General features: G+C 57.6%; 30 protein-coding genes. 3 read left to right on the forward strand and 27 right to left on the reverse strand.

The features are described 5' to 3' along the window. Window positions 1–116: 116 nt before the first annotated feature. From D1646_RS01725 to D1646_RS01775, 11 genes are read right to left on the reverse strand one after another with little or no spacing between them, the layout of a single operon-like run. The gene (locus D1646_RS01725) at window positions 117–959 is read right to left on the reverse strand and encodes a metal ABC transporter permease (RefSeq protein ID WP_160634773.1); all 843 of its coding nucleotides are present in this window, start codon (window positions 957–959) and stop codon (window positions 117–119) included. After that, window positions 956–1,759, reverse strand: a complete 804-nt coding sequence (locus D1646_RS01730; protein ID WP_160634774.1) for a metal ABC transporter ATP-binding protein — start codon at window positions 1,757–1,759, stop codon at window positions 956–958. Before D1646_RS01730 ends, D1646_RS01725 begins: the two co-directional genes overlap by 4 nt. After that, entirely contained in the window at window positions 1,756–2,730 is a 975-nt protein-coding gene (locus D1646_RS01735) for a metal ABC transporter substrate-binding protein (RefSeq protein WP_160634775.1), read from the reverse strand. The genes D1646_RS01730 and D1646_RS01735 overlap by 4 nt, the downstream gene beginning before the upstream one ends. A 1-nt stretch (window position 2,731) precedes the next feature. Continuing rightward, window positions 2,732–3,604, reverse strand: a complete 873-nt coding sequence (gene truB, locus D1646_RS01740; RefSeq protein WP_160634776.1) for a tRNA pseudouridine(55) synthase TruB — start codon at window positions 3,602–3,604, stop codon at window positions 2,732–2,734. After that, window positions 3,597–4,556 carry a DHH family phosphoesterase gene (locus D1646_RS01745; protein WP_160634777.1) on the reverse strand — a complete coding sequence of 320 codons (960 nt, stop codon included), beginning with the start codon at window positions 4,554–4,556 and terminating at the stop codon, window positions 3,597–3,599. Before D1646_RS01745 ends, truB begins: the two co-directional genes overlap by 8 nt. Before the next feature lie 12 nt (window positions 4,557–4,568). Next, the gene (gene rbfA, locus D1646_RS01750; protein ID WP_160634778.1) at window positions 4,569–4,955 is read right to left on the reverse strand and encodes a 30S ribosome-binding factor RbfA; all 387 of its coding nucleotides are present in this window, start codon (window positions 4,953–4,955) and stop codon (window positions 4,569–4,571) included. Window positions 4,956–4,968: 13 nt separating this feature from the next. Then, complete coding sequence (locus D1646_RS01755) at window positions 4,969–5,376, reverse strand: hypothetical protein (RefSeq protein WP_160634779.1); 408 nt, start codon at window positions 5,374–5,376, stop codon at window positions 4,969–4,971. A 1-nt stretch (window position 5,377) separates the two neighbouring features. After that, on the reverse strand, window positions 5,378–6,028 hold the full coding sequence (locus D1646_RS01760) for a hypothetical protein (protein WP_160634780.1): 651 nt from the start codon (window positions 6,026–6,028) through the stop codon (window positions 5,378–5,380). 42 nt (window positions 6,029–6,070) lie between these two features. Then, window positions 6,071–6,349 carry a DUF4160 domain-containing protein gene (locus D1646_RS01765; protein WP_160634781.1) on the reverse strand — a complete coding sequence of 93 codons (279 nt, stop codon included), beginning with the start codon at window positions 6,347–6,349 and terminating at the stop codon, window positions 6,071–6,073. Then, a complete protein-coding gene (locus tag D1646_RS01770) occupies window positions 6,333–6,605 on the reverse strand; it encodes a hypothetical protein (protein ID WP_160634782.1) in 273 nt (90 codons plus the stop codon). Before D1646_RS01770 ends, D1646_RS01765 begins: the two co-directional genes overlap by 17 nt. A gap of 19 nt (window positions 6,606–6,624) precedes the next feature. Next, window positions 6,625–6,840: a helix-turn-helix transcriptional regulator gene (locus D1646_RS01775; RefSeq protein ID WP_160634783.1), complete on the reverse strand. Its 216-nt coding sequence runs from the start codon at window positions 6,838–6,840 to the stop codon at window positions 6,625–6,627. Between the two features lie 92 nt (window positions 6,841–6,932). On the opposite strand from D1646_RS01775, the gene D1646_RS01780 reads away from it, so the two are divergent. Further along, entirely contained in the window at window positions 6,933–7,196 is a 264-nt protein-coding gene (locus D1646_RS01780) for a hypothetical protein (protein WP_160634784.1), read from the forward strand. 187 nt (window positions 7,197–7,383) lie between these two features. On the opposite strand, the gene infB is transcribed toward D1646_RS01780, so the two are convergent. The 5 genes from infB to rimP form a co-directional block, all read right to left on the reverse strand. After that, window positions 7,384–9,750: a translation initiation factor IF-2 gene (infB, locus tag D1646_RS01785; RefSeq protein WP_160634785.1), complete on the reverse strand. Its 2,367-nt coding sequence runs from the start codon at window positions 9,748–9,750 to the stop codon at window positions 7,384–7,386. 20 nt (window positions 9,751–9,770) lie between these two features. Next, window positions 9,771–10,352 carry a ribosomal L7Ae/L30e/S12e/Gadd45 family protein gene (locus tag D1646_RS01790; protein WP_160634786.1) on the reverse strand — a complete coding sequence of 194 codons (582 nt, stop codon included), beginning with the start codon at window positions 10,350–10,352 and terminating at the stop codon, window positions 9,771–9,773. Continuing rightward, window positions 10,342–10,620, reverse strand: coding sequence for a YlxR family protein (locus D1646_RS01795; RefSeq protein ID WP_160634787.1), 279 nt, complete (start codon window positions 10,618–10,620; stop codon window positions 10,342–10,344). The genes D1646_RS01790 and D1646_RS01795 overlap by 11 nt, the downstream gene beginning before the upstream one ends. Window positions 10,621–10,687: 67 nt before the next feature. Continuing rightward, the gene (nusA, locus tag D1646_RS01800; RefSeq protein WP_347565109.1) at window positions 10,688–11,983 is read right to left on the reverse strand and encodes a transcription termination factor NusA; all 1,296 of its coding nucleotides are present in this window, start codon (window positions 11,981–11,983) and stop codon (window positions 10,688–10,690) included. A gap of 61 nt (window positions 11,984–12,044) precedes the next feature. Then, window positions 12,045–12,500, reverse strand: a complete 456-nt coding sequence (rimP, locus tag D1646_RS01805) for a ribosome maturation factor RimP (protein ID WP_160634788.1) — start codon at window positions 12,498–12,500, stop codon at window positions 12,045–12,047. A gap of 309 nt (window positions 12,501–12,809) precedes the next feature. Between rimP and D1646_RS01810 the strand changes: the two genes are divergently transcribed. Then, on the forward strand, window positions 12,810–13,271 hold the full coding sequence (locus D1646_RS01810) for a hypothetical protein (RefSeq protein WP_160634789.1): 462 nt from the start codon (window positions 12,810–12,812) through the stop codon (window positions 13,269–13,271). A 224-nt stretch (window positions 13,272–13,495) separates the two neighbouring features. Here the strand turns inward: D1646_RS01810 and D1646_RS01815 are convergent, their stop codons facing one another. From D1646_RS01815 to D1646_RS01860, 10 genes are all read right to left on the reverse strand, one after another. Then, window positions 13,496–14,062: a phage protein Gp27 family protein gene (locus tag D1646_RS01815; RefSeq protein WP_160634790.1), complete on the reverse strand. Its 567-nt coding sequence runs from the start codon at window positions 14,060–14,062 to the stop codon at window positions 13,496–13,498. Beyond that, window positions 14,062–14,373, reverse strand: a complete 312-nt coding sequence (locus D1646_RS01820; protein ID WP_160634791.1) for a hypothetical protein — start codon at window positions 14,371–14,373, stop codon at window positions 14,062–14,064. Before D1646_RS01820 ends, D1646_RS01815 begins: the two co-directional genes overlap by 1 nt. Next, window positions 14,363–15,298 (reverse strand): phage protease, encoded by a 936-nt coding sequence (locus D1646_RS01825; protein ID WP_160634792.1) that lies wholly within the window; start codon window positions 15,296–15,298, stop codon window positions 14,363–14,365. The genes D1646_RS01820 and D1646_RS01825 overlap by 11 nt, the downstream gene beginning before the upstream one ends. Window positions 15,299–15,309: 11 nt before the next feature. Further along, window positions 15,310–16,227 (reverse strand): Mu-like prophage major head subunit gpT family protein, encoded by a 918-nt coding sequence (locus D1646_RS01830; protein WP_160634793.1) that lies wholly within the window; start codon window positions 16,225–16,227, stop codon window positions 15,310–15,312. Between the two features lie 17 nt (window positions 16,228–16,244). Further along, window positions 16,245–16,538 carry a Mor transcription activator family protein gene (locus D1646_RS01835; protein WP_325212698.1) on the reverse strand — a complete coding sequence of 98 codons (294 nt, stop codon included), beginning with the start codon at window positions 16,536–16,538 and terminating at the stop codon, window positions 16,245–16,247. A 261-nt stretch (window positions 16,539–16,799) separates the two neighbouring features. Then, window positions 16,800–17,105, reverse strand: coding sequence for a hypothetical protein (locus D1646_RS01840; protein ID WP_160634794.1), 306 nt, complete (start codon window positions 17,103–17,105; stop codon window positions 16,800–16,802). Between the two features lie 14 nt (window positions 17,106–17,119). Next, window positions 17,120–17,416: a DUF6809 family protein gene (locus tag D1646_RS01845; RefSeq protein ID WP_160634795.1), complete on the reverse strand. Its 297-nt coding sequence runs from the start codon at window positions 17,414–17,416 to the stop codon at window positions 17,120–17,122. Between the two features lie 239 nt (window positions 17,417–17,655). Then, window positions 17,656–18,495, reverse strand: a complete 840-nt coding sequence (locus D1646_RS01850; RefSeq protein ID WP_160634796.1) for an AAA family ATPase — start codon at window positions 18,493–18,495, stop codon at window positions 17,656–17,658. Window positions 18,496–18,508: 13 nt separating this feature from the next. Further along, window positions 18,509–20,317, reverse strand: coding sequence for a Mu transposase C-terminal domain-containing protein (locus D1646_RS01855; protein ID WP_160634797.1), 1,809 nt, complete (start codon window positions 20,315–20,317; stop codon window positions 18,509–18,511). Between the two features lie 73 nt (window positions 20,318–20,390). Beyond that, entirely contained in the window at window positions 20,391–20,633 is a 243-nt protein-coding gene (locus D1646_RS01860) for a helix-turn-helix transcriptional regulator (protein ID WP_160634798.1), read from the reverse strand. A 119-nt stretch (window positions 20,634–20,752) separates the two neighbouring features. Here D1646_RS01860 and D1646_RS01865 point away from each other — a divergent pair, with 119 nt between their 5' ends. Then, window positions 20,753–21,352: a helix-turn-helix transcriptional regulator gene (locus D1646_RS01865; RefSeq protein WP_160634799.1), complete on the forward strand. Its 600-nt coding sequence runs from the start codon at window positions 20,753–20,755 to the stop codon at window positions 21,350–21,352. 334 nt (window positions 21,353–21,686) lie between these two features. Here the strand turns inward: D1646_RS01865 and D1646_RS23610 are convergent, their stop codons facing one another. Further along, window positions 21,687–21,809, reverse strand: coding sequence for a hypothetical protein (locus D1646_RS23610; RefSeq protein WP_279279905.1), 123 nt, complete (start codon window positions 21,807–21,809; stop codon window positions 21,687–21,689). Between the last annotated feature and the right edge of the window lie 115 nt (window positions 21,810–21,924).

The following is a 21,924-nucleotide window of genomic DNA, read 5'->3' on the forward strand; positions in this document are numbered from 1 at the left end:
CTCTCCGCTATATGCTACAAAAGTAACCGTCCAACTTGGAAAAGCCGGGACGGTTACTTCCTTTTTTGATAACCACACGAAAACGGAATATGTCTGCGAAAGCAGGATCAGGTGTGCTATTTTTTCCGCAGCAAAAATGTGAGGGCGAATCCCAACGCCAAATACATCGTAATGGCGGCCCCGGCGGACCCTCCCACGTGGTAGGAGGTCATCAGTCCGGCAATCCCGGCCAGTACCGCCCCCAGCAGGGAGAACAGGTGGTACTGCCACATATTTCGCGCCACATTGCGGGCAGAGGCGGCGGGCAGGACCAGCAGGGAGTTGATGACCAGCAGGCCCACCCAGGTCATGGACAGGGTGACCACCACGGCGATGGCCACTGAAAAGACGGTCTCCTGCCAGAACACCCGGACCCCCCGGCTGTCGGCCAGGGCGGGGCTGATAGCGGAGAGCATCAGCTGGTTGAAGGAGGCCAGCCACAGCGCCGCCACCGCCAGCAGAATCAGAGCCAGGACCCCCACCTTGGCGGGCTCCACCGACAGGATATCTCCCACCAGCAGGGCGTTGAACCGGGTAAAGGAGCGGCCATTCAAGGTGGACAGGAAGATGCCCAGGGCCACAGCGGTGGAGGAGAACACCCCGATCACCGTATCGCTGGCCAGGGCGGATCGGCGCTTCACCAGGTTAAAGAGCAGGGCGAAGAGGATAGCGAAGACCACCGCCGCCCAGGTGGGCTCATGAAAGCCGAACAGGGCCCCAATGGCCATGCCGGTAAAGGCGGAGTGGCCCAGAGCGTCGGAGAAGAAGGACATACGGCTGTGGACCACCATAGTAGATAGAAGGCCAAACAGCGGCGTGATGACCAACACCGCCAGCAGGGCGTTTTTCATAAAGTACATGGACCCGGACTGAGCCCATTCAAAGGGCAGCAGGTCCACCAGCGCGTACCAGAAGGTCATTGTCCTCCCCCCTTTCCCATGTGCAGATGGAAGGTCTCGAAAAACTCCGAGGAGGAGAGCACCTCCTCCGGCGGCCCGGACTTGAGGACCCGGCGGTTCAGCAGGATCACCTTGTCGGCAAACTGGCCCAGGGTTGCGAAGTCGTGGGTTGACAGGAAGATGGACAGGTCGTACTGGGTGCGCAGCTCGTCCAGCATATCCAGCAGCTGGTGTTCCCCCTCAATGTCCACGCCGGACAGGGGCTCATCCAAAATGAGGATGTGGGGCACCGGCTCCAGGGCCAGGGCCAGCAGGACTCGCTGGAGCTGTCCCCCGGACAGTCCCCCCATGGGCCGGTCCAGCAGGTCCGCCCCATGGACCCGCTCCAGACAGGCGGCGGCCCGCGCCCGGTACTTCCTGGGGATGGGCAGCCACACCGGCCACCGGGCGGTGGCGGCGGTGAAGAAATCCAGCACTGACACCGGGTCCCCCCGGTCAAAGCTGGGGGCCTGGGGCACATAGCCCACCAGAGGCCGGGCCCCTCCAATGGCGGCGCCATCCGACAGCCGGATGGCCGGTCCCCCCGCCGGGGAGAAGGTGATTTTCCCCTGATAGCCCATCTGCCCCAGAATACTGCGGAAGAGGGTCGACTTCCCCGCCCCGTTGGGACCGATAAGGGCCACAATCTCCCCGCAGTGGAGGTGGAAGGACACGTCCTCTAAAATGCTGTCCCCCTCCAGCTTGACGGACAGCCCGTCCAGCTTAAGACAGCAGGAGTCGGCGCACCCGGCGGCCAGCTTGCCGTGTTTGATTTTTCTCATCCCTTGGGCACCGTCCCTTCCCCCGCAAAGCCGTTGATAACCGTCTCAACATTGTGATACAGGGCAAAATAGTGGACCATCAGGCCAAAATCCTCATCATCGGCCTCCATGGGCCCATCCATCAGCATGGACAGTTGGGCAACCCGGCAGCCCGTCTCACGGCTGATGGCCCGGGCGGTGGCGTCGGAGCCGTTGACCTCGGTAAAGATCACCGGGATCTGGTACTCCTTCACCAGCTGCGTAATCTCCACAATCTCGTGGGCGCTGGCCTCGCTCCCCGCCTCCTCCTCGATGGAGGCCAGCAGAGGCAGGCCGCAGGCTTCCGCAAAATACTGAAATCCATCGTGGAAGGTAATCAGCCCGGGAAACTCCCCCAGCTGCGGCCGAAATTCCATCATCAAATTCTCTATGGTGGTCTGGCAGGAGAGCAGAATCCCGTCGGTGCGCCGGGCGTTAGCTGCGTACTCCTCCCCATGGTCCGGGTCGATCTCTGTCAGGGCGTCCCGCAAATTGGCCGCCATGATCCGGGCCTTCTCCGGGTCCATCCAGTAGTGGGGATCCCAGTGGCCGTGGTCGTGGCCCTCGTGGTCCTCCCCCTCCTCGTGGTGGTGGGACAGATTTTCCAGCAGCTCAACCCCCTGGGAGCAGTCAATCACCTGGGCGTCAGAGCTGGCTAGGGCGTCCTCCAGAAACTCCTCCAGCCCCGCGCCGTTGAGGGCGATCATGTTGGCCTTCTCTATTTTCTTCATGTCCGCCATGGACAGGGTGTAGTCGTGGAGACAGCTGGTACTGCCGGTGTCCAGCCGCTCCACCGCCACACCGTCAATCCCCTGGGCCAGGGAGGCGGCAAACAGGTAGATGGGGTAGGTGGTGCAGACCACTGTCAACCGGGCCTCCTCCGCCGCCGGGCCACAGCCGGGGAGGGGCAGGAGGAGGACCGCCGCCAGAAGGGCAAGGATGGGTTTTCTCATGTCAGTTTACCTCAAAAAAGCTCTTGATGGTGGTCAGCTTGCCCCCCTTGGCCAGGCACAGCGCCAGGAACTCCCCGCCGCCGCTGTAGACCCGGTACTCCCCCGGGGCCAGGCCGTGGAGGAGGGCGGTCATGCCGTTGCGAACCTTCTTCTCCGCCGCCGGGGACAGGACCAGCTTCTCCCGGTCCTGGAACAGGGAATCCACCTGCAGAAGGAGGGACGCCGGGTCCTCCGCCGCCTGGACCTGCTCCAGCGTGACGGCGCTATGCAGGGGAAATCCCGCGGCCATGGTACGGCGCAGGGAGGCCATACACCCCCCACAGCCCAGGGCCTGCCCGATATCGTGGCACAGGGTCCGCACGTAGGTCCCCTTGGAGCAATGGACTCGGATGGTGTAAAGGTTTTCCTCTTGCTGTCCCAGCAGCTCCAGGGTCTTTATCGTCACCGGCCTGGCAGGGCGTTCTACTTCACGGCCCTTCCGCGCCAGCTCGCAGAGCTTTTTGCCGTTGATTTTGATGGCGGAGTACATGGGGGGCACCTGGAGGATATCCCCCCGGAACCGCTCCAGCGCTTCCGCCAGCCGCGTCTCTGTCACCTCCACGGGCCGCTCCTCCAGCACCTCTCCGGAGGTGTCCTGGGTATTGGTGACAACGCCCAGTTGTAATCCTGCGATGTACTCCTTGTCGGATTTGTCCGCAAACTCCACCGCCCGGGTTGCCCGGCCGATGAACACGGGCAGCACGCCGGTGGCCATGGGGTCCAGCGTGCCGCTGTGACCGACCCGCTTTTCGTGAAAGATCCCCCGCAATTTGGCGCACACGTCCATGGAGGTCCAGCCGGCGGGCTTGTCGATGATAAGAATCCCGTTAGCCATTGCGCACCGTCTCAATCGCCTCAATGACCTTCTGCCGGACCTGCTCCATGGTCCCCTCCACCATAGCCCCGGCGGCGGCGGCGTGGCCGCCGCCCCCCAGAAGGGCGCAGACCTGGCTGGCGTTCAGACTGCCCGGGTCGGTGCGCAGGGAGATCTTCACGTGGCCGTCGGTGGTCTCCTTCAGGGTTGCCCCGTTTTTGACCCCCTCAATCTGGCCTACAAAGGCGGAAATATCCTCCATATCCCGCTCGTTGGCCCCCACACTGTCAATCATCTCCCTGGTGAGAGAGGCCAGGGCGGTCTCTCCCCCGTCCCGCAGCTCCAGCCCCTGGACCAGCAGGCTCTCCAGCTTGAGGCGCTTGAAGCTCTTGGTGCGGAAGTGCAGGCGGTTCACCGGGTAGAGGTCAAAGCCGCTGTCAATCAGCTCAGCGGCGGCGCGGTGGGCGTCCCCGTCGGTGTTGCTGTACTGAAAGCAGCCGCAGTCGGTGGACACGGCCACATAGAGGGCTTGGCCAATCTCCGGGGTCAGCTTGGCAAAGTGCTTCACCACCTCCAAAATGATCTGCCCGCAGGCGGCCCGATCCGGGTCCACGCAGGTCTCTTTGGCGTAAAACTCCTGAGACTCGTGGTGGTCAATGGTCAGGTCCACCCGCTCCAAATAGCCCTTGGCGTTGTCCGGGAACATACTCCGGGCGGCCATGTCCACCGCCACCACGGTGTCCGGCTCAAAGCCCGCCGGCGCGGTCAGGCCGTCCAGATAGCTGCTGAACAGGCTGGTCATGCTGGGATTTTCCAAAACATAGGCGGTCTTCCCAATCTGGCGCAGGGCGCGGCACAGTCCGGCGGCACAGCCGGTGGTGTCGCCGTCGGGACGGATGTGGGTCAGGATCAGAAAACCGTCCCGGGCCGTCAGAATTTCAGCGGCCCTGGCAGTGGAAATGCTCTTATTCATGGGTACTCCTCCTCAATCCTCGTCCAGAATGATATCTGCGTTGGCCGGGTTGGCGGGCTTGACCACCTCCGGGTCCCGCAGCATCTCCAGAATCCTGGCCCCCTTGGCCATGGAGTCGTCCTGGAAAAAGGTGAGCTCCGGGGTGTGGCGCAGGTTCAGAGCCCGGCCCAGCTCCCGGCGCAGGTAACCGGCGGCCGACTTCAGCCCCTTGAGCACCTGGCTGCTGTCCTCCTTGTCCAACACCGAAATATAGACCTTGGCATATTTCAGGTCCTGAGTCACGTCCACCGCCGTCACCGAGATCATCCCCGTGACCCGGGGGTCCTTCACCGTGGGAATGAGGGCGGCCAGCTCCCGCTGGACCTCCTCGTTGATGCGTCCGATTCGATTGCCTGCCATTGTGGTCCTCCTCTTAAATCGTAATGGTAAAGCACAGCTCCTCAACGGAAAGAAACTGCTCCAGCGCGTCCATGTCCAGGTCCGCCAGCCGGCCCCGGAATCCGGGCGGGCACTTTTTGTTCACGTCGCCGCTCAGCCAGACGTTCCACAGCTCCAGCGTCTCCCCTGGAAAACAGTTTGCCTCCAGATAGGCCCGCAGATTCTTTAAATCGGTTTCTTCTTTTTCCAGAGCGAGCTGGTAGCGGAAGGGCTTCATGGGATAGCCCAGCTCCTCCACCGCCCGGCGGTAGTAGTCCAGCTTTTCCACCTGGAAGCCCTGGGTCAGCGTGATGGAAAAGCCGCCGCTCTCCCTGGTGCGCTCCTCCCGGGCATCCCACAGGGGCAGCTCCTTGTCCGCCGCCAGCACATAGACACGGCTCATTTCAGCTCCGCCCCGCCTTCCGCTCCAGCTTGGCCTCCACCACCATGCACAGCGCAATGCTAAAGACCAGCGCTCCAATGCCCAGGCCGACAGTCCAGCCCCGCCGGATGGCCTGGAGATCGGGCAGCTCCACGCCAAAATCCCCCTCGGCGTCCAGCCAGCCGGCGCGGTAGGTGAGCCAGTCCGCACCCTCCGCCTCCCCTTGGGCCGCCTGGGGCCAGGGGCGCAGGGTCCCGATGGGGTAAATTTTTGTCACGTGGTCGTAGTCGGTGCGCACCGCGCCCTCATAGCTGTAGGCACGGTCCATCGCCTCCGTGTTGTACCGGGCGGCCAGTACGGTCCCGTCCTCCAGCGTGACCTTGAAATAGTAGACCCCGCCGATGGTCCCGCCCGGGTTGGCGCCCCAGAGCTCAGATTCCAGATTTCTCAGCACAAAACGGGGATTTGCCTCCATCTCCGCCAGAGTTGATACCACCGGGATTCCCTCCTCCGCCGGACTGCCTATACTGCCCGGGGAGGTGTCCAGATTCAGCCTGTCCACCTTGGACTGGTAGACCGCCGGAGCGATCACATCCCGGCCCAGCAGACAGGCGGGTACTATGATGACCAGAACCACCAGAAAAGTCAAAAGGTATTTGCTTTTGATTGACACGACGTCTCACCTCACTCCGCTTACCGCCGTTCCTGAACACTTTCAGCAGAAGTAGCTGATTTGTCCAAAATAAGCAATCCACTTATCTATGATTTCACTGCTCCGGGCCTCGATAATTTTAATGATGTTCCGAAGTGTCCGGTCTGGAATCTTAGAATTATTGTTGCAGAGATAACATTTTTGCGCCTGTGTAATCCAAATTTTTGTTGCTCCCGCACTGGGGATACCCAGGCAGACATGGACATGGACTGGCTCCAGCGGGTCGCCCTCATTGGACCAAAAATAGACCAGATAGGCACCAATTTTAAAAACTTGCGGCATTGTCAAAGCCTCCCTCCTGGGAAAATTCCAGGATCAGGTGGGCTGTAGACCGGACGACCTCCTGAAAGCGCTCCATATCCCTGTCGGAAAATCCAAACACATCCTCCCAGGCATAGCCGGGCAGCCAGCAGGTGGCGTGGTGGAAGCCGTCCTTTGCATCGGGGCGCTCCAAATAGACCTTCACCTGACCGTCTTCCCTCATCTCAGAGTGAACAATCTCGGTTCCGTCGTCCAGAGTCATAAACGGGTACATCATAACAAATCCCTCCCAGTCCCTATCGCCGCTCCCGCACATCGGAGCGGCCCATGAGGTAGTCCAAACTGATATCGAAGTAATCAGCTATAGCCACCAAACCGGGGACATCGGGAAAACGTTCATTATATTCATAGCATTGCAACGCCCGGTATCCTACACCAAGCTCAGCGGCCATTTCTTTCTGAGTCATGCCCTTTTCTTTTCGCAAAATGCGCATACGCTCATAAAATTCCATAAAATCTCCCATTACCTCTTGACACACGCTCATTGCGTGGTATAATAAATACACGCAATAAGCGGAAATATTATGAATCAGGAGTGACGAAAATGCAAGACCTGCTTACTGAATTGCTATGGCGAAACGATGAAATCACCGAAGCCGCTCACCGTCTCTGTCTGACCCTGCCCAACTGGCAGGAGGCCATGGAGGACTACACCGACCTTGCCGAACAGGTGCGGCAGGCGGCTGGCGATGAGCTGTACGACCAATATTGCACCCGGCTTATGCGTTTCACCGGCTATGAGGTCCGCGCCTACTACGCGCTGGGGCTGGGACTGAGGAAGGAGCTTTTTCAGGCGCTGGAGGCGTAGGCAAAACAGGGCGGGCGAAAACGCCCGCCCCGTTGGCTCAGTCCCAAATCATTTTTTGCAGATTTTCCATAATTCGTTCCAGCTTGGCCCGCTACTTCGCCGGGTCCTCCTCCGCCTGAACATTGCGCAGGGCGTCCACTACAAAAGAGACAAACCCCTTGAACTGTTTATCAGTCATCGCCATAGCTTATACCTCAATCTGCTCCATGAGATATGCCTCGATGATATCGTTTTCCTTGATATCCTGGAACTTTTCGAAGGTAATGCCGCACTCGTAGCCGGAAGCCACCTCTTTCACGCTGTCTTTGAAGCGCTGGAGGGAGGCAATGGCTCCATCGTAAATGACGATATTGTCCCGCAGCAGCCGCATCTGGGCCCCCCGCTGCATTTTGCCGTCCAGCACGTAGCAGCCGGCCACCATGCCCACGCCGGTAATACGGAACACATTCCGGACCTCGGCCCGGCCCAGGTCCACCTCCCGGAATTTGGGGGCCAGCATTCCCTTCATGGCCGCCTCGATCTCGTTGATGGCGTCGTAGATGACCCGGTACATCCGCATATCAACCCCCATACGGGCGGCGGAGTCCTTGGCGTTGTTGTCCGGACGGACGTTGAAGCCCACGATGATGGCCCCGGAGGTGCCCGCCAGCATCACGTCGCTCTCGCTGATGGCGCCCACTGCGCAGTGGATGACCCGGACCCGGACCTCCTCGTTGGTCAGTTTCTCCAGGCTGGCCTTCACCGCCTCGGCGGAACCCTGGACGTCCGCCTTGACAATGACGTTCAGGTTCTTCATCTCCCCGGCCTGGATCTGGCTGAACAGGTCTTCAAGGGTCACTTTGCCCACGGAGCTGTGGATGGCGGACTTCTGCTCATGCTTGCGCTGCTCCACCAGCTCACGGGCCATACGCTCGTCGGCCACGGCGTGGAAGTCGTCCCCCGCGCCGGGGACCTCGCCCATGCCGATGATCTCCACCGGCACCGAGGGACCCGCCTGGGTCAGCTTCTTGCCCCGGGCGTCAGTCATAGCCCGCACGCGGCCCACAGCGGTGCCGGCAATAATCACGTCGCCCTGCTTCAGGGTCCCCTTCTGTACCAGCAGGGTTGCCACGGGGCCCCGTCCCTTGTCCAGCCGGGCCTCGATCACCGCGCCGTGGGCGGTACGGTTGGGGTTGGCCTTCAGCTCCTGGACCTCGGCGGTGAGGACCACCATGTCCAGCAGGTTATCAATGCCCATGCCCGTCTTGGCGGAGATGGGACACACAATGGTCTCGCCGCCCCACTCCTCGGGGACCAGCTCGTACTCGGTGAGCTGCTGCATGATCCGGTCGGGGTTGGCCGCCGGCTTATCCATCTTGTTAATGGCCACGATAATGGGGATGTTGGCCGCCTTGGCGTGGTTGATGGACTCCACCGTCTGGGGCATAATGCCGTCGTCGGCGGCCACCACCAGGATGGCGATATCGGTAATCATAGCGCCTCTGGCCCGCATGGCGGTAAAAGCCTCGTGGCCGGGGGTGTCCAGGAAGGTGACCGTGTTGCCCTTCACGTCCACCTGATAGGCGCCGATGTGCTGGGTGATGCCGCCGGCCTCGCCGGAAACCACGTTGGCGCTGCGGATATAGTCCAGCAGAGAGGTCTTGCCGTGGTCCACGTGGCCCATGACCACCACCACCGGAGCTCGGGCGGCCAGGTCCTCCTCCCTGTCCTCGGCGGTGTCGATGAGGCGCTCCTCGATGGTGACGATGACCTCCTTCTCCACCTTACAGCCCATCTCCTCGGCGATAATAGCGGCGGTGTCGAAGTCGATAATGTCGCTGAGGGAGGCCATAACGCCGTTCTTAATCAGGCACTTGACCACCTCGGCCCCCGTCTTCTTCATCCGGGAGGCCAGCTCACCCACGCCGATCTCGTCGGGGATGAGCACCTTAGTGGGGGCCTTCTTGGCGATCTCCAGCTGGAGGCGGCGCATACGGTCCTGCTCCTCCTGACGGCGCTTGCTGCCAAAGGACTGGCCCCGCCCGCCCTGCTGACGGGAGCGCTGGCCCTGCTTGATCTTCTGCTTGCCGCCCCGCACGTCCTGGCGGCGCTGGTCGGTAAAGTTCTCCAGCCGCTCGTCGTACTTGGCCAGGTTGATATCGCCGCCGCCCCGGGTATCCACCACCTTCTTGGTGGGGACCCGGCTGGTGGGCTGCTGGACGGCCTTCCCCTGGGCCGGACTCTGATGGGGGGCGCTCTTCCCCTGGGGCGCGGGCTGCTCCTTCTTCTCCTGTCTGGGAGCGGCGGGCTTTGCCTCCTGCTTAGGGGCGGGCTCCTTCTTACTCTCCGGGTCGTGGTACACGTCGGCATAGACCTGCTCGATGGAGTCGATCTGGTTGTGCTGGGTCAGGTACTCGAAGACAATGGACAGCTCCAAATCGGTGAGGGGCTGCATATGGTTCTTGGGCGGGTGGCCGTACTGGGTCAGGATGTCCATAATCTCCTTGGACGGCAGCACCTTGCCCTTTCTGGAAAAGTCTTTGGCCAGCTTATGGACGGGATATTTAATCATCATAGATGGATGCACCTCGATTCTTAGGAGTGACGGAGCTTGCCGGTAAGACGGCGTCCGCCGGGAGTTCTGCGCTCTGGCTCAGCCTTGGGGTCCGGACGGCGATGGGCCTTGGGCTGTCTGGGCTTGCCGCGCTGGGGCGGCGGGGCCTCCTCCTTTTTGGGGGGCGGGGCCCAGGGGTGGCTCCTGCCCTGGCGGAGGTTCTTCTCATGCTGGCGCTGCTCCTTCTGCCGCTGAAGGACCCGGTCGGCCTTGACCCGCAGCTGCTGGGCGGCGTTCTGGTAGCGCGCCGGGTCCCGGGCGGCCAGCTTCTCCACCAGGGAGGCGGCAAATCCGGCGTCGGTGAGGGCCGCCATTGCACAGGAGGACCGGCCCAGACACAGGCCCATCTCCGCCTTGGAAAAGGGGGTCTCCAGCCAGAGCACCTCCCCTGCCTGGCCAAAGTGGGCCGCCCGGCGGAGGGTATTGGGGGCGGCATCGGAGGCCAGCAGTACCAGCCTGGCCTGTCTGGCCCGGCACGCGGCTCCCACCGGCTCCTCTCCGATCTCCAGCCGCCCCGCCTTTTTGGCCAGCCCCAGCATACGGAGAATGGGATCATTGGACATTGGGCTCCACCTCCTTGATCTGCTCCTCCAGCCCCTCCCAGACCTCTGGGGGAAGGGGGGCGGAGAAGGCACGCTCCAGCGCCCGGCTCTTCCGGGCCCGCTTCAGACACTCCGGATCAGGGCATATATAGGCCCCCCGGCCCGGCAGCTTGCCCTTGAAGTCCAGGGACACCTGGCCCTCCGGTGACTTCACGACCCGGAACAGAGACCTCTTCTCTTTCATCTCCCGGCAGCCAACGCATTGGCGCATGGGTATCTTCTTGGGCAAAACTCTCCCTCCCTTTCATGGAATATCCCGCTCCGCTGCACGCCGTTCCTGCCGGCTGCCGCGGACTTTACTCCTCTGTGGTCTCTTCGTGCTTCAGGACGCTCTCCTCCGGGTCCTCCTCCTGCTCCAGGCCACTCTCCTCCGGCGCCTCCTCAGCCTCCGGGGCGGGCTCCTCCAGCTCCCCGGCCTCATAGGCGGCCAGGGCCTCCTCGGCAGCTTCGACCTCCGCCTGGGCGATCAGCTCCTCAAGGGGCTCCAGCGGCTCGGACGCGGGCTTGATATCAATTTTATAGCCGGTAAGCTTGGCGGCCAGCCGGGCGTTCTGGCCCTCCTTGCCGATGGCCAGGGACAGCTGGTCATCCGGGACCACGACCCGGCAGCTCTTGGTCTCGCCCTTGGAGGGCAGCTCCTCCACCGAGATAACGTCGGCGGGGGACAGGGCGGCGGCAATATACTCTGCAGGGTCCTCCGACCATTTGATGATATCGATCTTCTCCCCCTTCAGCTCCTCCACAATGGTGTTGACCCGCTGTCCCCGGGGGCCGACGCAGGCGCCGATGGGGTCAATATTGGGCTCAGCGGCCCAGACGGCCAGCTTGGTACGGGAGCCCGCCTCCCGGGCCACCGACTTGATCTCCACCGTGCCGTCGTAAATTTCGGGGACCTCCAGCTCAAACAGCCGCTTCACCAGGCCGGGGTGGGTGCGGGAGATCAGCACCTGGGGACCCTTGGTGGCCTTGCGCACCTCCACCACGTAGATCTTCAGCTTCTGACCCTCCACGTAGCGCTCGCCCTTCACCTGCTCCCCCGCCCCCAGATAGGCGTCGGTGAACTGGTCGCCGGCGTGGAGCCGCAGGGACACCGCCCCGTTTCGGGGGTCGATGCGGGTTATGGTGCCGGTGAGCAGCTCGTGCTCCTTGGTGGAAAACTCGTCGTAGATCATCCCCTGCTCTGCCTCCCGGATGCCCTGGATGATGACCTGCCGGGCGGTCTGGGCGGCAATGCGGCCAAAGGCCCGGGTCTTGATCTCCATGCGCACCGTATCCCCCAGCTCCGCCTGGGGCAGCGCGGCCCGGGCCTCCTCCAGACTGATCTCCATGGAGGGGTTGTCTACCTCCTCCACCACCTCTTTCTTCAGAAACAGACGGACGATGCCCGCCTCCTCGTTGGCCTCGATCACCAGGTTCTCCCCCACGCCCTCGTGGTCCCGGCGGTAGGCCGACAGCAGAGCCTGGGTCACCTTCTCCATCATGTAGCCGGGCTTGATACCCTTCTCCTGCTCAATCTGATGGATGGCCTCGAAAAACTCCTTGCCGTCCATCTCGTTGGGATTCGCTTTTTTCTTTACCACTCTCTTAGCCACGGTGTTCTTCCTCCTGAAACAGCATACGCTGTCGTAATCACAAAATCATGCCGCCGTCTGCTCAAAATCTGGGGTAGAGCCGGACCAGGGCGATCTCCTGCTTTCCGAAGGAGACCGTTTCGCCCCCCGCCTCCAGGGTCACGTCCCCCTCCTCGTAGGATTTCAGGACGCCCACAAACTCCTTCCGGCCCTCCCGGGGGCGGTAGAGCTTCACCTCCACCTCCTGGCCCAGGAACTGCTGGAAGTGCTCCGGCTTTTTCAGCGCCCGGTCCGCCCCGGCGGAGGAGACCTCAAAGGTATAGCTGCCCTCGATGGGGTCGGCCTGGTCCAGCAGGTCGGACAGGGGACGGGATACCGCCTCGCAGTCATCGATGGACACGCCTCCCTCCTTGTCGATATACACCCGGAGGAACCAGCTGCCCGCCTCCTTCACATATTCCACATCCCACAGGGTACAGCCCGCGCCCTCCACTGCCGGCAGGGCCAGGGCGGCCACGGTATCGGTCACCTTTGCCATGGACAAACCTCCTAAAACGGCGTTTCGCATCTTTTTCTCAATTAAAAAGAGCGGAGTCTCAACCCCACTCTTACCATTCCAGCTTACATTCTGGTTATACTATACCATACCTGAAATGAAATTGCAAGGGTTATCCCAAAGTTTTTTCCAAAAAAACGGGAAACTTCCAGGGCTTTCTCCGGCAAAGCTGGTGGAAAAAGTTAATTTTCCGCTCATTCCCGGATTGGCGGCCGAAAATCGGGCACATACTAGAGCGCGGATGGAACCTCCGCATGAGTTTGCACAATAAAAAATTGGGAGGACTCAGCGATGAAAAAGAGTATCATGGCCCTTGCCCTGGCCTTCGCCCTGGCAGGGACCCTGACAGCCTGCGGCACCGACCGAAATCCCAACGACGCCAACGCAGGCAATAACAGCGGCACCAACAGCGGCGTCAACTCCGGAACCAATTCCGGGAGCACCTCCGGCAATGGCTCCAGCGCCTCCGCCGGTCAGGTGAGCCGGCGGTACAACACCACTGCCAGCTCGGGCAGAAGCTATCTCAACGACGGCCAGTACACCGCCGACGCCAACGGCCAGGTCTACGGCGGCAACGGCAGCGCCCTCTCCCGGGATCTGACCCGGGGGGCCCAGGATATCGTCCGGAACACCGAGGATGTGCTGGACGATATTGGCCGGGGCGTGGGCAACGCCGCCCAGGATGTCACCGGAACCGGCAACTACTCCGGTACCCCCAGCTGGGAACCCGACTCCAGCGCGGTGCGCTATTAACCCAAACAGGACGGGCCCTAGCGCCCGTCCTGTTTTCTTGACAACAGAGCATATTTTGGTATAATAAATGTGGGGAGACACGCAAAACGTAATTGAAGAATCTTGAAAGACACGGTTTTATCTGCAATTAAACGATGTATAAATGGGAATAACTGAAAACAAATCGAATAAGTATGCACAGCGGTCCACCTCCTTCATTCATGGAGATGGGTCGCTGCTGCGCTTTATTCAAGGTCTGCATTGGCTATTCGGGTACGGGCCTGATTGAGCACGTCCCTCAACTGTGCGGCCAAATCCGGGTACTGTCGAACCTGGGCCAGCAAGTCCGCCTCCATCTGGTCAAAGGCAAGTTCCGCTTTCCGTTTGGTAGCGTAGTCTGTCCTTTTGCGGTCAGCCTCAGCCTTGGCCAACTGGACGAACAACCGCCCCGCCTTTTCAATAGGCATATTGTTGAATTCTTCCTCAGCGGATGAAATCTTCTGCAACAGCCCGCTTTTAAGAATGGCGCTGGTAGCCTCGGTGGTGTCCAAGTCGGGGTTTCTACCGATAACGTCAATGATGTACTTGGTCTTTTCCAGGTCATCGGCGACACGCTGCGCCGATTCGAACACTTTGAAGGCATAGCGAGATAAGGATGATTGGCTGACTTTGTAGCCCTGCCCCGCGAGCCATGCAACGATATCCGCATAACTCATGTTGTAGTTTACCAACCGCTCATTGACGCCGTCCAGCACAGACTTGGGAAGCTGGTATATCTTTGCGTCCGAACGCGGCTTCCTGGGCTTGCCCATCACAGATCAATCCCCGATTCCGGGTCACCGCCGTTCTCAATGAACCGAACGCCCTTCGTGGTCAACCGCGCCACGCCATCCTGCCTGTAGGCGGTGTCGGGCGTGATCTTCTTGTTGGTAAACTCAATGAAGCCCATATCATAGAGGTACTTCAACGGTTCCCAAATATCCGGGTCGGACACCAGCCCATCCCGGACAAGGCTATTGGAGATGCGACGGACGGCCAAAGCGTTGTGATAGCCCTTTACCAGCATACGGAGGATATACCCCCGGACGGCGGCGTTGTGACCGCCGATTTTCTCAAAATCCATGGTCAAACCCTCCCTTAGAGATTCCCATACTTTGCGATATCCTCAGCAGACAGCCCCTTAGCTCGTGCGCCCTGGAACGATGATGCGGCATCTGGGGAAGCCTCTCCGGGCAAACCTCACCCATGGGCACGACCTGGGGCGCAGCCTTAAACCATGATGTGAAGCCGTCCAAGTCCTTCATTGCGGACTGGAACGCCCAATCACGTTGGAAAGGCATTACTTTTCCGCTTCTCAGCGCCTCATCCACCGCGCTATCTACCTTCATCATGGTAACCTCAAATTGGCAAGCGTCCGCTTTAAGTTTCAGCGCTTCCCGCCCTTCCAGCAAGGTGGCGACGGCCTGATAGATATCTTCCATGGTGGCGGTGTTGGGGTCAAGCTGTAACAGCTCCGCCAATGCTTCCATACCCTTACCGCTGCTGTCCGCCTCGCCCTGATCCGCGCCGCTCTCGCCCTCGCTGGGCTTCTCGCTACAGGCAATGGGCATCATAGCGTCAATAGCGGGGGTGTTGGTGAGGGCGGCGGAATGGAGCGCAACCACCCGCCGCTCCTTGCCTTGGGTCAGGACAACCGGGGACAGGTAGCGGTACTCCCTGTTTTTCAGATATTCCGCCGCCCGTTCCGTCCAGTCCACAGCGCCGTAGATACCGTCGCTTCGCAGTACGATATCCTTGATCCAGCCCGCCGCCGGGGCCTGCATATCCTTCAAGGTCTGGTGCTCGTAGTCAATGGGGATTTGGAGCTGCCGCTCCGTGAACTTGCAGCGGATAGACTGGAAGGATTCGTTATCCACCAGGAAATCCCCTTTTGTGCTGTGAACCAGCCCCAGGGGGAGAAGCTTTACCAGCTTGTGGGGCGTTTGGGTACTGTAGCCGTTTTCCTCAAAGGGAAGGGAATTGCTCAGGATGATGTAATTGATATCCATAGCGCCCTCCCTTATGCCTTGGCGGGCATATCCGCCTCGCCGGTGGAACCAAAGGCCAGCTGCCACAGGCCATACCCGGCGTTGCAGCGGGCATCCACGCCATAGATAAACTCCTTCTTCATAAAAACGTTATCGTCGGTGGGGCTGTCTTTCGCAACAAGCTGGGCCTTGCGGCGGTTCTGGAAGATGAAGGGCTTGACGGGGCGCTTGGTGCACAGCAGGAACCACTGCTCCGGGTTAGCGGCCAGCTCCGGAACTACCAGCAACTCGGCGGTTCCCTTGTAGATGTTGACCTCCTGGTGAATTTCGTCAACCATGAGGATGGTACGGGCAATGGCTTCTTTCTGGGGAGCCACCACCAACAGATCGGGGACGATGTTCATAACCTCGCCCTGGTCGTTTACCAGGCACATCATCTGTGTACGGGCCGCGCCGTAGCTGTCGGGCGTAAGCTTGTACGTCCCCTTGTTGCTCTGAGGCTTGACCTTCGTCCCCTCAACGGCGGGGGTGTGGTTGTCGCTGATGAAGGGCTTGCCGTCGAAGCACAGCTCAGTAAAGGAACGGGGAAACAGACCGAACACCAGCTTGTCAGGGTGCTTCCGGGCGCTGTAGGCCAAATCCTGGAACATGGGTTTGTAGACGCCGATGCAGTCATCCTCCAAATCGTTGCGAGGGACGGACACGGTGGCCTCGAAGTCCTTGTTGCGGATGGTGTAGCCGTAGGCGGTCAGGCTCTTGATCTCCCTGTCCCCGATCCACTCCCGCATGGAGGGGACTGCTCCCAACCATGCGTAGCTCTCGTCCCGCGTCTCACTGGGAACCTCCATAGCCACGCGGGGGTACTGAGCCTCCATCTCCTGGAACGCCTTGTTGAACACTGTGTTGAAGCTCTGGAACGCTTCTCGGATTGTGCCACTGTTGATAATCATTTGATTTGTCCTCCTGTTTATTCAGATATGGGGTAAGCCGGTTTTTGCCGTACAATTTGCTGAACAAGCCGCTGGGTGATGCCATATCTTTCTGCAAGTTCTGGAATGTTGTAACCGTTGTACGCCTCTTTGATTTTCTGGTCTCTGAGCGGACGCAGAATACTTTCCGCTTGAGGCATATAGAAGGTTGAACCGCCAACCAGTACAGCCAATTTTAGAAGATTGTCCGCCCCGATTTCTTCAGCGATTCTTTTACAAATCCCATCGGGCAGCATGGAAGATGTAAGTTCATTTGTCCATGGCTCCAACACGCTATACACCGCCTTTCAGCAAATAAATTGCTTTTTAATAGTAACGCTATTTCTGCGAAAAGTCCTGTTGAAACACTTCTTGGAATTATTTCTAATCGAACTTTAAATGCAACAGCAAGACCCTATCATAGGCAATATTCACCACCTGTTCAATTCGCCGTTTAGAGGGTGCATAAACGGCTTTTGTCCGCAGATGGTCACATATACACACAGGCGCTTAAACCCCCGTTATCACGCGTGATAACGGGGGTAGAAACAAGATTATTCTTTGAGCTCCCGGAACACTTTCAAAACCTGCTCCGGAAATTTGGAATCGGAGATATGCCGCTCCATATCGGCCCCGGTCTGAACCCCGATATAAAAGCCCAGCAGAGACGAAGCCGAGACGATCCCGTTGATGGCATCATCGACCTCAACCTCCAATCGCCTATCGTTGGGGGCCATGCTGCCGATCAGCGCGAAGGCGTCAGCCTTCATGCGCTGTATGTAGCTGTCCCTCTCACTCAGCTCGCCGAACTCCTCGTGGAACTGCTCCCGTAAAGCGTCCAAAACTTTTTTACTCAACATTCCGTGGTTCCTCCTTACTTCATGCCTTCCAGAATCATCCGCATAGCGATTTTGTATCCGCAAACGAAACGCCGCTGCTCGGCTAAGCGCAGTTCATCTGCAACCATCTCCTGATAAGCCTCAAACCATTTTTTCTGTTTGGGATTGAGGCTATCCACTAAGGCATCAACGCTGTCACGGTATTTTTCAGCAATGTCTATGTCCTCCTGGCAGTGAACCGACGTATACTGCCAAAGGACCTCGCCCAGCTCCGCGATGGTCTCATTGTTCACTCTGCTGATATCCAGGTTGTCAAAGTTAAACTCTGCCACCAAAAAACACTCCTTTCAAATATCGGGCTTGCCCTATCTTGAAAAACTGTGAACCAGATGATATACTGTAGGGGACTTCTAGGAGGAAGTTTCCCCAGCGCCTGGGCGGCTGTTATTTGCGGTAGCAGCCGCCCTTTTCTCATTTATCCTGTCCGCTGTTGTGTGGGCATTCATGCGCAAACCTCCCCTAACAGCTGCCGGTGGGTATCACGAAGGTGCTTCACCGTAAGGGTGCTCCCCTAAGCGGCGGCAAATTCCGCTGCCACGTTATACAGCTTTTTGGCGGTGCGTAGGCTCTCGCCGTGGGCCAGCTTCAGCAGATAGCCGATACAGCTTTCACTCAGACCGGGGAACATGGCTTCCATTTCCTCGATTTTGTAATCGTTATATATCTTTTTGCGGATGACAATCCGGGTACGGAGCTGGTCAAACTCATAGCTGCGGCGTCCGGCTTTCATCTGACGGTAGATTTTGTCGTTGCCGGATAGGACGATACCCACCCCGGCCAGATCATTGAGATTGCGCACGGCCTGGAGTGCGTCCAGTGACAGGTGGTCGGCCTCGTCAATAATAATCAGGCGGTTTGTCCCGGCCAACTGCTCCACCAGAGTATTCATAAGTGCTGCTTTCCGGCCCGGAACCTGACGCCCCACTTGCTGGCAGATCAGGCCCAGTACGGCGGTGGCCGACGTAGTACAGGCGTTGGCTGTGATGAAGATAACTCCGGTATTCGTTTCAGCGTAGTGGCGAAGGGCAGTCGTTTTCCCCGCTCCTGCGTCACCACTCACTAAGGTGATATCGTTGTGCTGGTGCGCATAGAGACAGGTGAAAAGAACCTCCCGCGTGTTGTAGAGCTCGGGGTAGAAAGGCGTCTTTGAAACAGTGTTTAAACGCTCTTTACCGACGGTTAGATACTGGTTGATGGATTTGGCGACTTCCTCATTGTCCCCCGCGTAGCAACCATTTAGGAACTGCGAGATAACGGACGTGGAAAGCCCCGTTTCGCGGGATATCTGCCGCTGTGATTTGCCGCTCCGTTCCATAAAATCGGCAAGGGCGGCTCTAGTTTCGGCAAGCATTTCATTCCCTCCTTTACGCTTGCTTTTGGTAGAAATCTAACAGTGTGGCGCTTACACTATCCTCCTCTCGAATGCGCCGGGCGGTTTCGGTGCGGTCTGTGGCTTTGAGGATAGCAGTGTTCCGAGCTGCCTGGGGTGTTATATGCTCTACAATATCCGGCTCTCCGGATTCGTTGAACACCTTCTCCATGAGTTGATTTCTGGCAATGATTTCATGGATATCTACATCACGGGTGGGCTTGTACTTCTGAACCATAGTCCGCGCTTTCTTCTTTTCTTTTGCAGCCCTGATGTAGTCCTCCTCGCTGGTATGGCGGAACGGGGTGCGGATTTTAGCCTCTGCCATACAGATAGCGCGATTTTCCATATCAAAAACAGCTATTTTATCAATGTTATCCGGGTCATAGACCACAATGACACGTTCGCCCTGATGGTAAAGAAGTGCATCGTTGTAATAGTTGTTGTTCTTAATGGAAATCCCGTTTTTGTGGACGACGCGCTCCTCCGAGTTGCCACAGAGAAGGCGTAGGGCATCCAGATCACTGACAACCCGCTTTACTGCCAGATTTTCAGCGTATACTTGGTCTGGGCACTTTCCGCCCATGTCTATACCATCGCTTTTTTCTTGGTTGTACTCCGCTATGTAGGCGGTCAGTAGCTTGACAAACTCATCCAGCGTGGGGGCCTGTGCCACAATCTCTTTATTGGATATCTGCATACACTCAGGCCTGATTTTGGCGTTGCAGCCCGTATAAGTGCCGAACCGACGGCTGAAACGGTTGGTAAATGTACCGAAAAATCGCTCCACAGTTTTAGCCTGACCATGGTAGGGCGTTGCGTATATTTGACCTATACCAAGCTGGTTTACCAAAGACATAGGATAGTCCTTGCTGAAGCTTTTGGACCGATAATCCTTACCATTGTCAAAATAAACCTCGTTAGGCACTCCGTTTTGTTCCACGCCCAGACGGAAGCATTTCTTGACAGCTGTTGCGTTAGGGTCAGCGTCCCGGACCAGGAACGATACTACACGGTTAGAGCGTGCGTCGAAGAACACCGTCAGCCATGGCCGGATTGCCCTGGCTCCGTCTGCGCTCTTAACAAACACATCTACAAGATGGTGGTCCGAGAACCAGATATCATTTGATGCAATGTCGAGCTTGCTGCGCTCCATGGAAGGAAGAGCGTCATTGAACGCTTTTGGGCCGTCCCTGTAGTACAGAACCGCATAATAGGGAATGGTTTTGACCTTGCGCTCAAATGCCTTGCAGGAGGGGATATCCGGGTATTCCATCCTGGTAACATCATAACAGAGTTTGACACCGCGCTTCTGCTGAGTCATATAGAGTGAATAGAACAGCTCCCATGCTTCCTCGGGAATGGTGTCCTTTCCCCGGTTGTGCCCGCCGCGCTGGTCGATCAAGGCCACAACATCTTTCTCTTGGTACTTTCTCTGCCAACGGAACAACTTGCTTTTGGTGATAGCGTCCTCAGTGGGGTTATTGGAATTGAACCAAGATACAAAATCATCTGGAGATAGACCCTTTTGCTGGTACTGCTCCACAACCCACGCTTTGGCGTTGGCTTCGTCCCGCTGTTTTCCTGTAAATTGCAGGATATCCACAGGAGGAGGTACTTCCCTGCGATATCGGGCCTGTGCGCTCTCTGGAAGTGATTCTAAGGCGATGCGCAGTTGTTTGCCACCCCGGCCCTTGCCGTTGACATAGCGGTATTGGTATCTATTTTGTTGCACAGCTTTTTTGACGGCGCTATCTGTAACTCTGCATAAAGCAGCCACGTCTGGTACTGTTAGCCATGTCAAAGGGTATCACCTCCTGTCGAACTAAGTTCATGCTATGCAAACAGGAAAATTTCTATTGGACAGATTCAGAATTCTAAGATTCTTTTCCAAATAAGGCCGCAACCAGATCGAAGGGGTCAAGGCCCAGAGGCTTGGCAATCTGTTTGAGCGCCGCCAACGTCGGGATAGCACGGCCATTCATGATAGCGCATAAGTAAGTTTTTGATATCCGGGCCTCCTGTGCCAACCACTTTTGCTGTCTGTTCATTTCTTTCAAGCGTTTGCCTATCATGGTTCCCAATGGTGGCTTGTTGTTTAGGCTTGTTGTTCTCGACATAACTTCACCCCCTTGAAATCCCTAGCGGTTTCCGATATAATAAATTGTCTGCTTCTATTATAGTAGCGGATACCGATATTGTCAATAAAAATTTATCGGTTTCCGATAGGAGGAGTATCATGTCAACAGTGAATGAGCGATTTAGGGATATTCGAAAAGAATTGGGCTTTAATCAGCAACAGTTTGCTTATGAGTTAGGTATTTCCCAAACACACATCTCGGGTATCGAAAACGGAAGGGATAATCCTTCAAAGAGCTTACTCAAGTTCCTATGCGCAAAATTCTCAGTCAATGAGGAATGGATGTTAGAGGGTACTGGAACCCCCTTGCCTGAATGGGATATAACAACGGATAAGGGAGCTATAACAAAGTATAATGTTTTAAGAGTTTCCTTTGAAAAGATGCTCCTTGCTGCCACTGGAGACGATCTTGTCTGTATGGTACAAGCATTTTGTTATCTTGTTGGCTCTTTGGGTGCTCGTAAGCTAGATTCGCAGGAGACCACAGCGTACCGGAGAGCACTTTGCTCTATTTTAGATGATTTAGAAAACTTGACTATGATGGTATCGGCTGACACCGTACTGCCCTCAAAAACTGATGCAATGGGATGGGTAGACTTCAAAAATTCCTGCTCAGCAGCGACAAACCGCATCAATCAATCGGTAAAAGATGCAGTCAATGTTTATCTCGAAAAGTACGGCGAAGAAATGAAACTATAACTCGAATATTTATTCGCTAATATAAATTTTTATCCAGTTACGTTTTGCCCGTCTTTTTTCCCTTAATCAATTCCCTTTATCAATACGCATAAAACCCCGCAAGCCCTGTGATATCAGGCACTTGCGGGGTTTTTCGTGTTTTATGAAGGATTCCCTTAGTCGTGTGTTCAGTTACGTTTTGCGTGTCCTTTTTCCCTTAGTCAAACTGGGCGTTTCTCCTACAGCCACAACGGTTTTCGGCATTTTTGCAACTAAGGGAAAAATAGCGTTTTGCGCGTCCGGCTACAATAAAAGCAGAAGGGCTCCGTAATAGACGGTCAGCCCATCGATTTAGTCAACCAAAACAGTTGACCGCTCGGGGACCGGCCGGGCGGTCAACTGTTTTGGTTGATAGGTACATGAGTATCGCCACACCTGCCAGGAAACAGATGGCTTTCCACATCTGTTTCTTCCACATTTGCGCCACCTCCCCCTCTTTCAATTTTGCTAAAGGGGTAATAACGGTGGACTAACCGCCTTATGTAACAGCGCACCTTCCGTCCCGCCTGGCTGGCGGGCATTTTTATGGTATC

This window comes from Pseudoflavonifractor sp. 60 (assembly GCF_009911645.1).
Classification (GTDB): Bacteria; Bacillota; Clostridia; order Oscillospirales; family Oscillospiraceae; genus Lawsonibacter.

Excerpts from the sequence above, each read along its gene's own strand:
- infB (WP_160634785.1), bottom strand. The coding sequence starts at position 9,750 with ATGATGATTAAATATCCCGTCCATAAGCTGGCCAAAGACTTTTCCAGA.
- D1646_RS01755 (WP_160634779.1), bottom strand. The coding sequence starts at position 5,376 with ATGAGCCGTGTCTATGTGCTGGCGGCGGACAAGGAGCTGCCCCTGTGG.
- D1646_RS01730 (WP_160634774.1), bottom strand. The coding sequence starts at position 1,759 with ATGAGAAAAATCAAACACGGCAAGCTGGCCGCCGGGTGCGCCGACTCC.
- D1646_RS23610 (WP_279279905.1), bottom strand. The coding sequence starts at position 21,809 with ATGTGGAAGAAACAGATGTGGAAAGCCATCTGTTTCCTGGCAGGTGTG.
- D1646_RS01735 (WP_160634775.1), bottom strand. The coding sequence starts at position 2,730 with ATGAGAAAACCCATCCTTGCCCTTCTGGCGGCGGTCCTCCTCCTGCCC.
- D1646_RS01820 (WP_160634791.1), bottom strand. The coding sequence starts at position 14,373 with ATGGATTTTGAGAAAATCGGCGGTCACAACGCCGCCGTCCGGGGGTAT.
- D1646_RS01850 (WP_160634796.1), bottom strand. The coding sequence starts at position 18,495 with ATGCTTGCCGAAACTAGAGCCGCCCTTGCCGATTTTATGGAACGGAGC.
- D1646_RS01725 (WP_160634773.1), bottom strand. The coding sequence starts at position 959 with ATGACCTTCTGGTACGCGCTGGTGGACCTGCTGCCCTTTGAATGGGCT.
- D1646_RS01765 (WP_160634781.1), bottom strand. The coding sequence starts at position 6,349 with ATGCCGCAAGTTTTTAAAATTGGTGCCTATCTGGTCTATTTTTGGTCC.
- D1646_RS01770 (WP_160634782.1), bottom strand. The coding sequence starts at position 6,605 with ATGATGTACCCGTTTATGACTCTGGACGACGGAACCGAGATTGTTCAC.
- D1646_RS01865 (WP_160634799.1), top strand. The coding sequence starts at position 20,753 with ATGTCAACAGTGAATGAGCGATTTAGGGATATTCGAAAAGAATTGGGC.
- D1646_RS01780 (WP_160634784.1), top strand. The coding sequence starts at position 6,933 with ATGCAAGACCTGCTTACTGAATTGCTATGGCGAAACGATGAAATCACC.
- D1646_RS01790 (WP_160634786.1), bottom strand. The coding sequence starts at position 10,352 with ATGTCCAATGATCCCATTCTCCGTATGCTGGGGCTGGCCAAAAAGGCG.
- D1646_RS01775 (WP_160634783.1), bottom strand. The coding sequence starts at position 6,840 with ATGGAATTTTATGAGCGTATGCGCATTTTGCGAAAAGAAAAGGGCATG.
- D1646_RS01830 (WP_160634793.1), bottom strand. The coding sequence starts at position 16,227 with ATGATTATCAACAGTGGCACAATCCGAGAAGCGTTCCAGAGCTTCAAC.
- rimP (WP_160634788.1), bottom strand. The coding sequence starts at position 12,500 with ATGGCAAAGGTGACCGATACCGTGGCCGCCCTGGCCCTGCCGGCAGTG.
- D1646_RS01825 (WP_160634792.1), bottom strand. The coding sequence starts at position 15,298 with ATGGATATCAATTACATCATCCTGAGCAATTCCCTTCCCTTTGAGGAA.
- truB (WP_160634776.1), bottom strand. The coding sequence starts at position 3,604 with ATGGCTAACGGGATTCTTATCATCGACAAGCCCGCCGGCTGGACCTCC.
- D1646_RS01745 (WP_160634777.1), bottom strand. The coding sequence starts at position 4,556 with ATGAATAAGAGCATTTCCACTGCCAGGGCCGCTGAAATTCTGACGGCC.
- D1646_RS01810 (WP_160634789.1), top strand. The coding sequence starts at position 12,810 with ATGAAAAAGAGTATCATGGCCCTTGCCCTGGCCTTCGCCCTGGCAGGG.
- D1646_RS01860 (WP_160634798.1), bottom strand. The coding sequence starts at position 20,633 with ATGTCGAGAACAACAAGCCTAAACAACAAGCCACCATTGGGAACCATG.
- D1646_RS01840 (WP_160634794.1), bottom strand. The coding sequence starts at position 17,105 with ATGTTGAGTAAAAAAGTTTTGGACGCTTTACGGGAGCAGTTCCACGAG.
- D1646_RS01815 (WP_160634790.1), bottom strand. The coding sequence starts at position 14,062 with ATGGGCAAGCCCAGGAAGCCGCGTTCGGACGCAAAGATATACCAGCTT.
- rbfA (WP_160634778.1), bottom strand. The coding sequence starts at position 4,955 with ATGGCAGGCAATCGAATCGGACGCATCAACGAGGAGGTCCAGCGGGAG.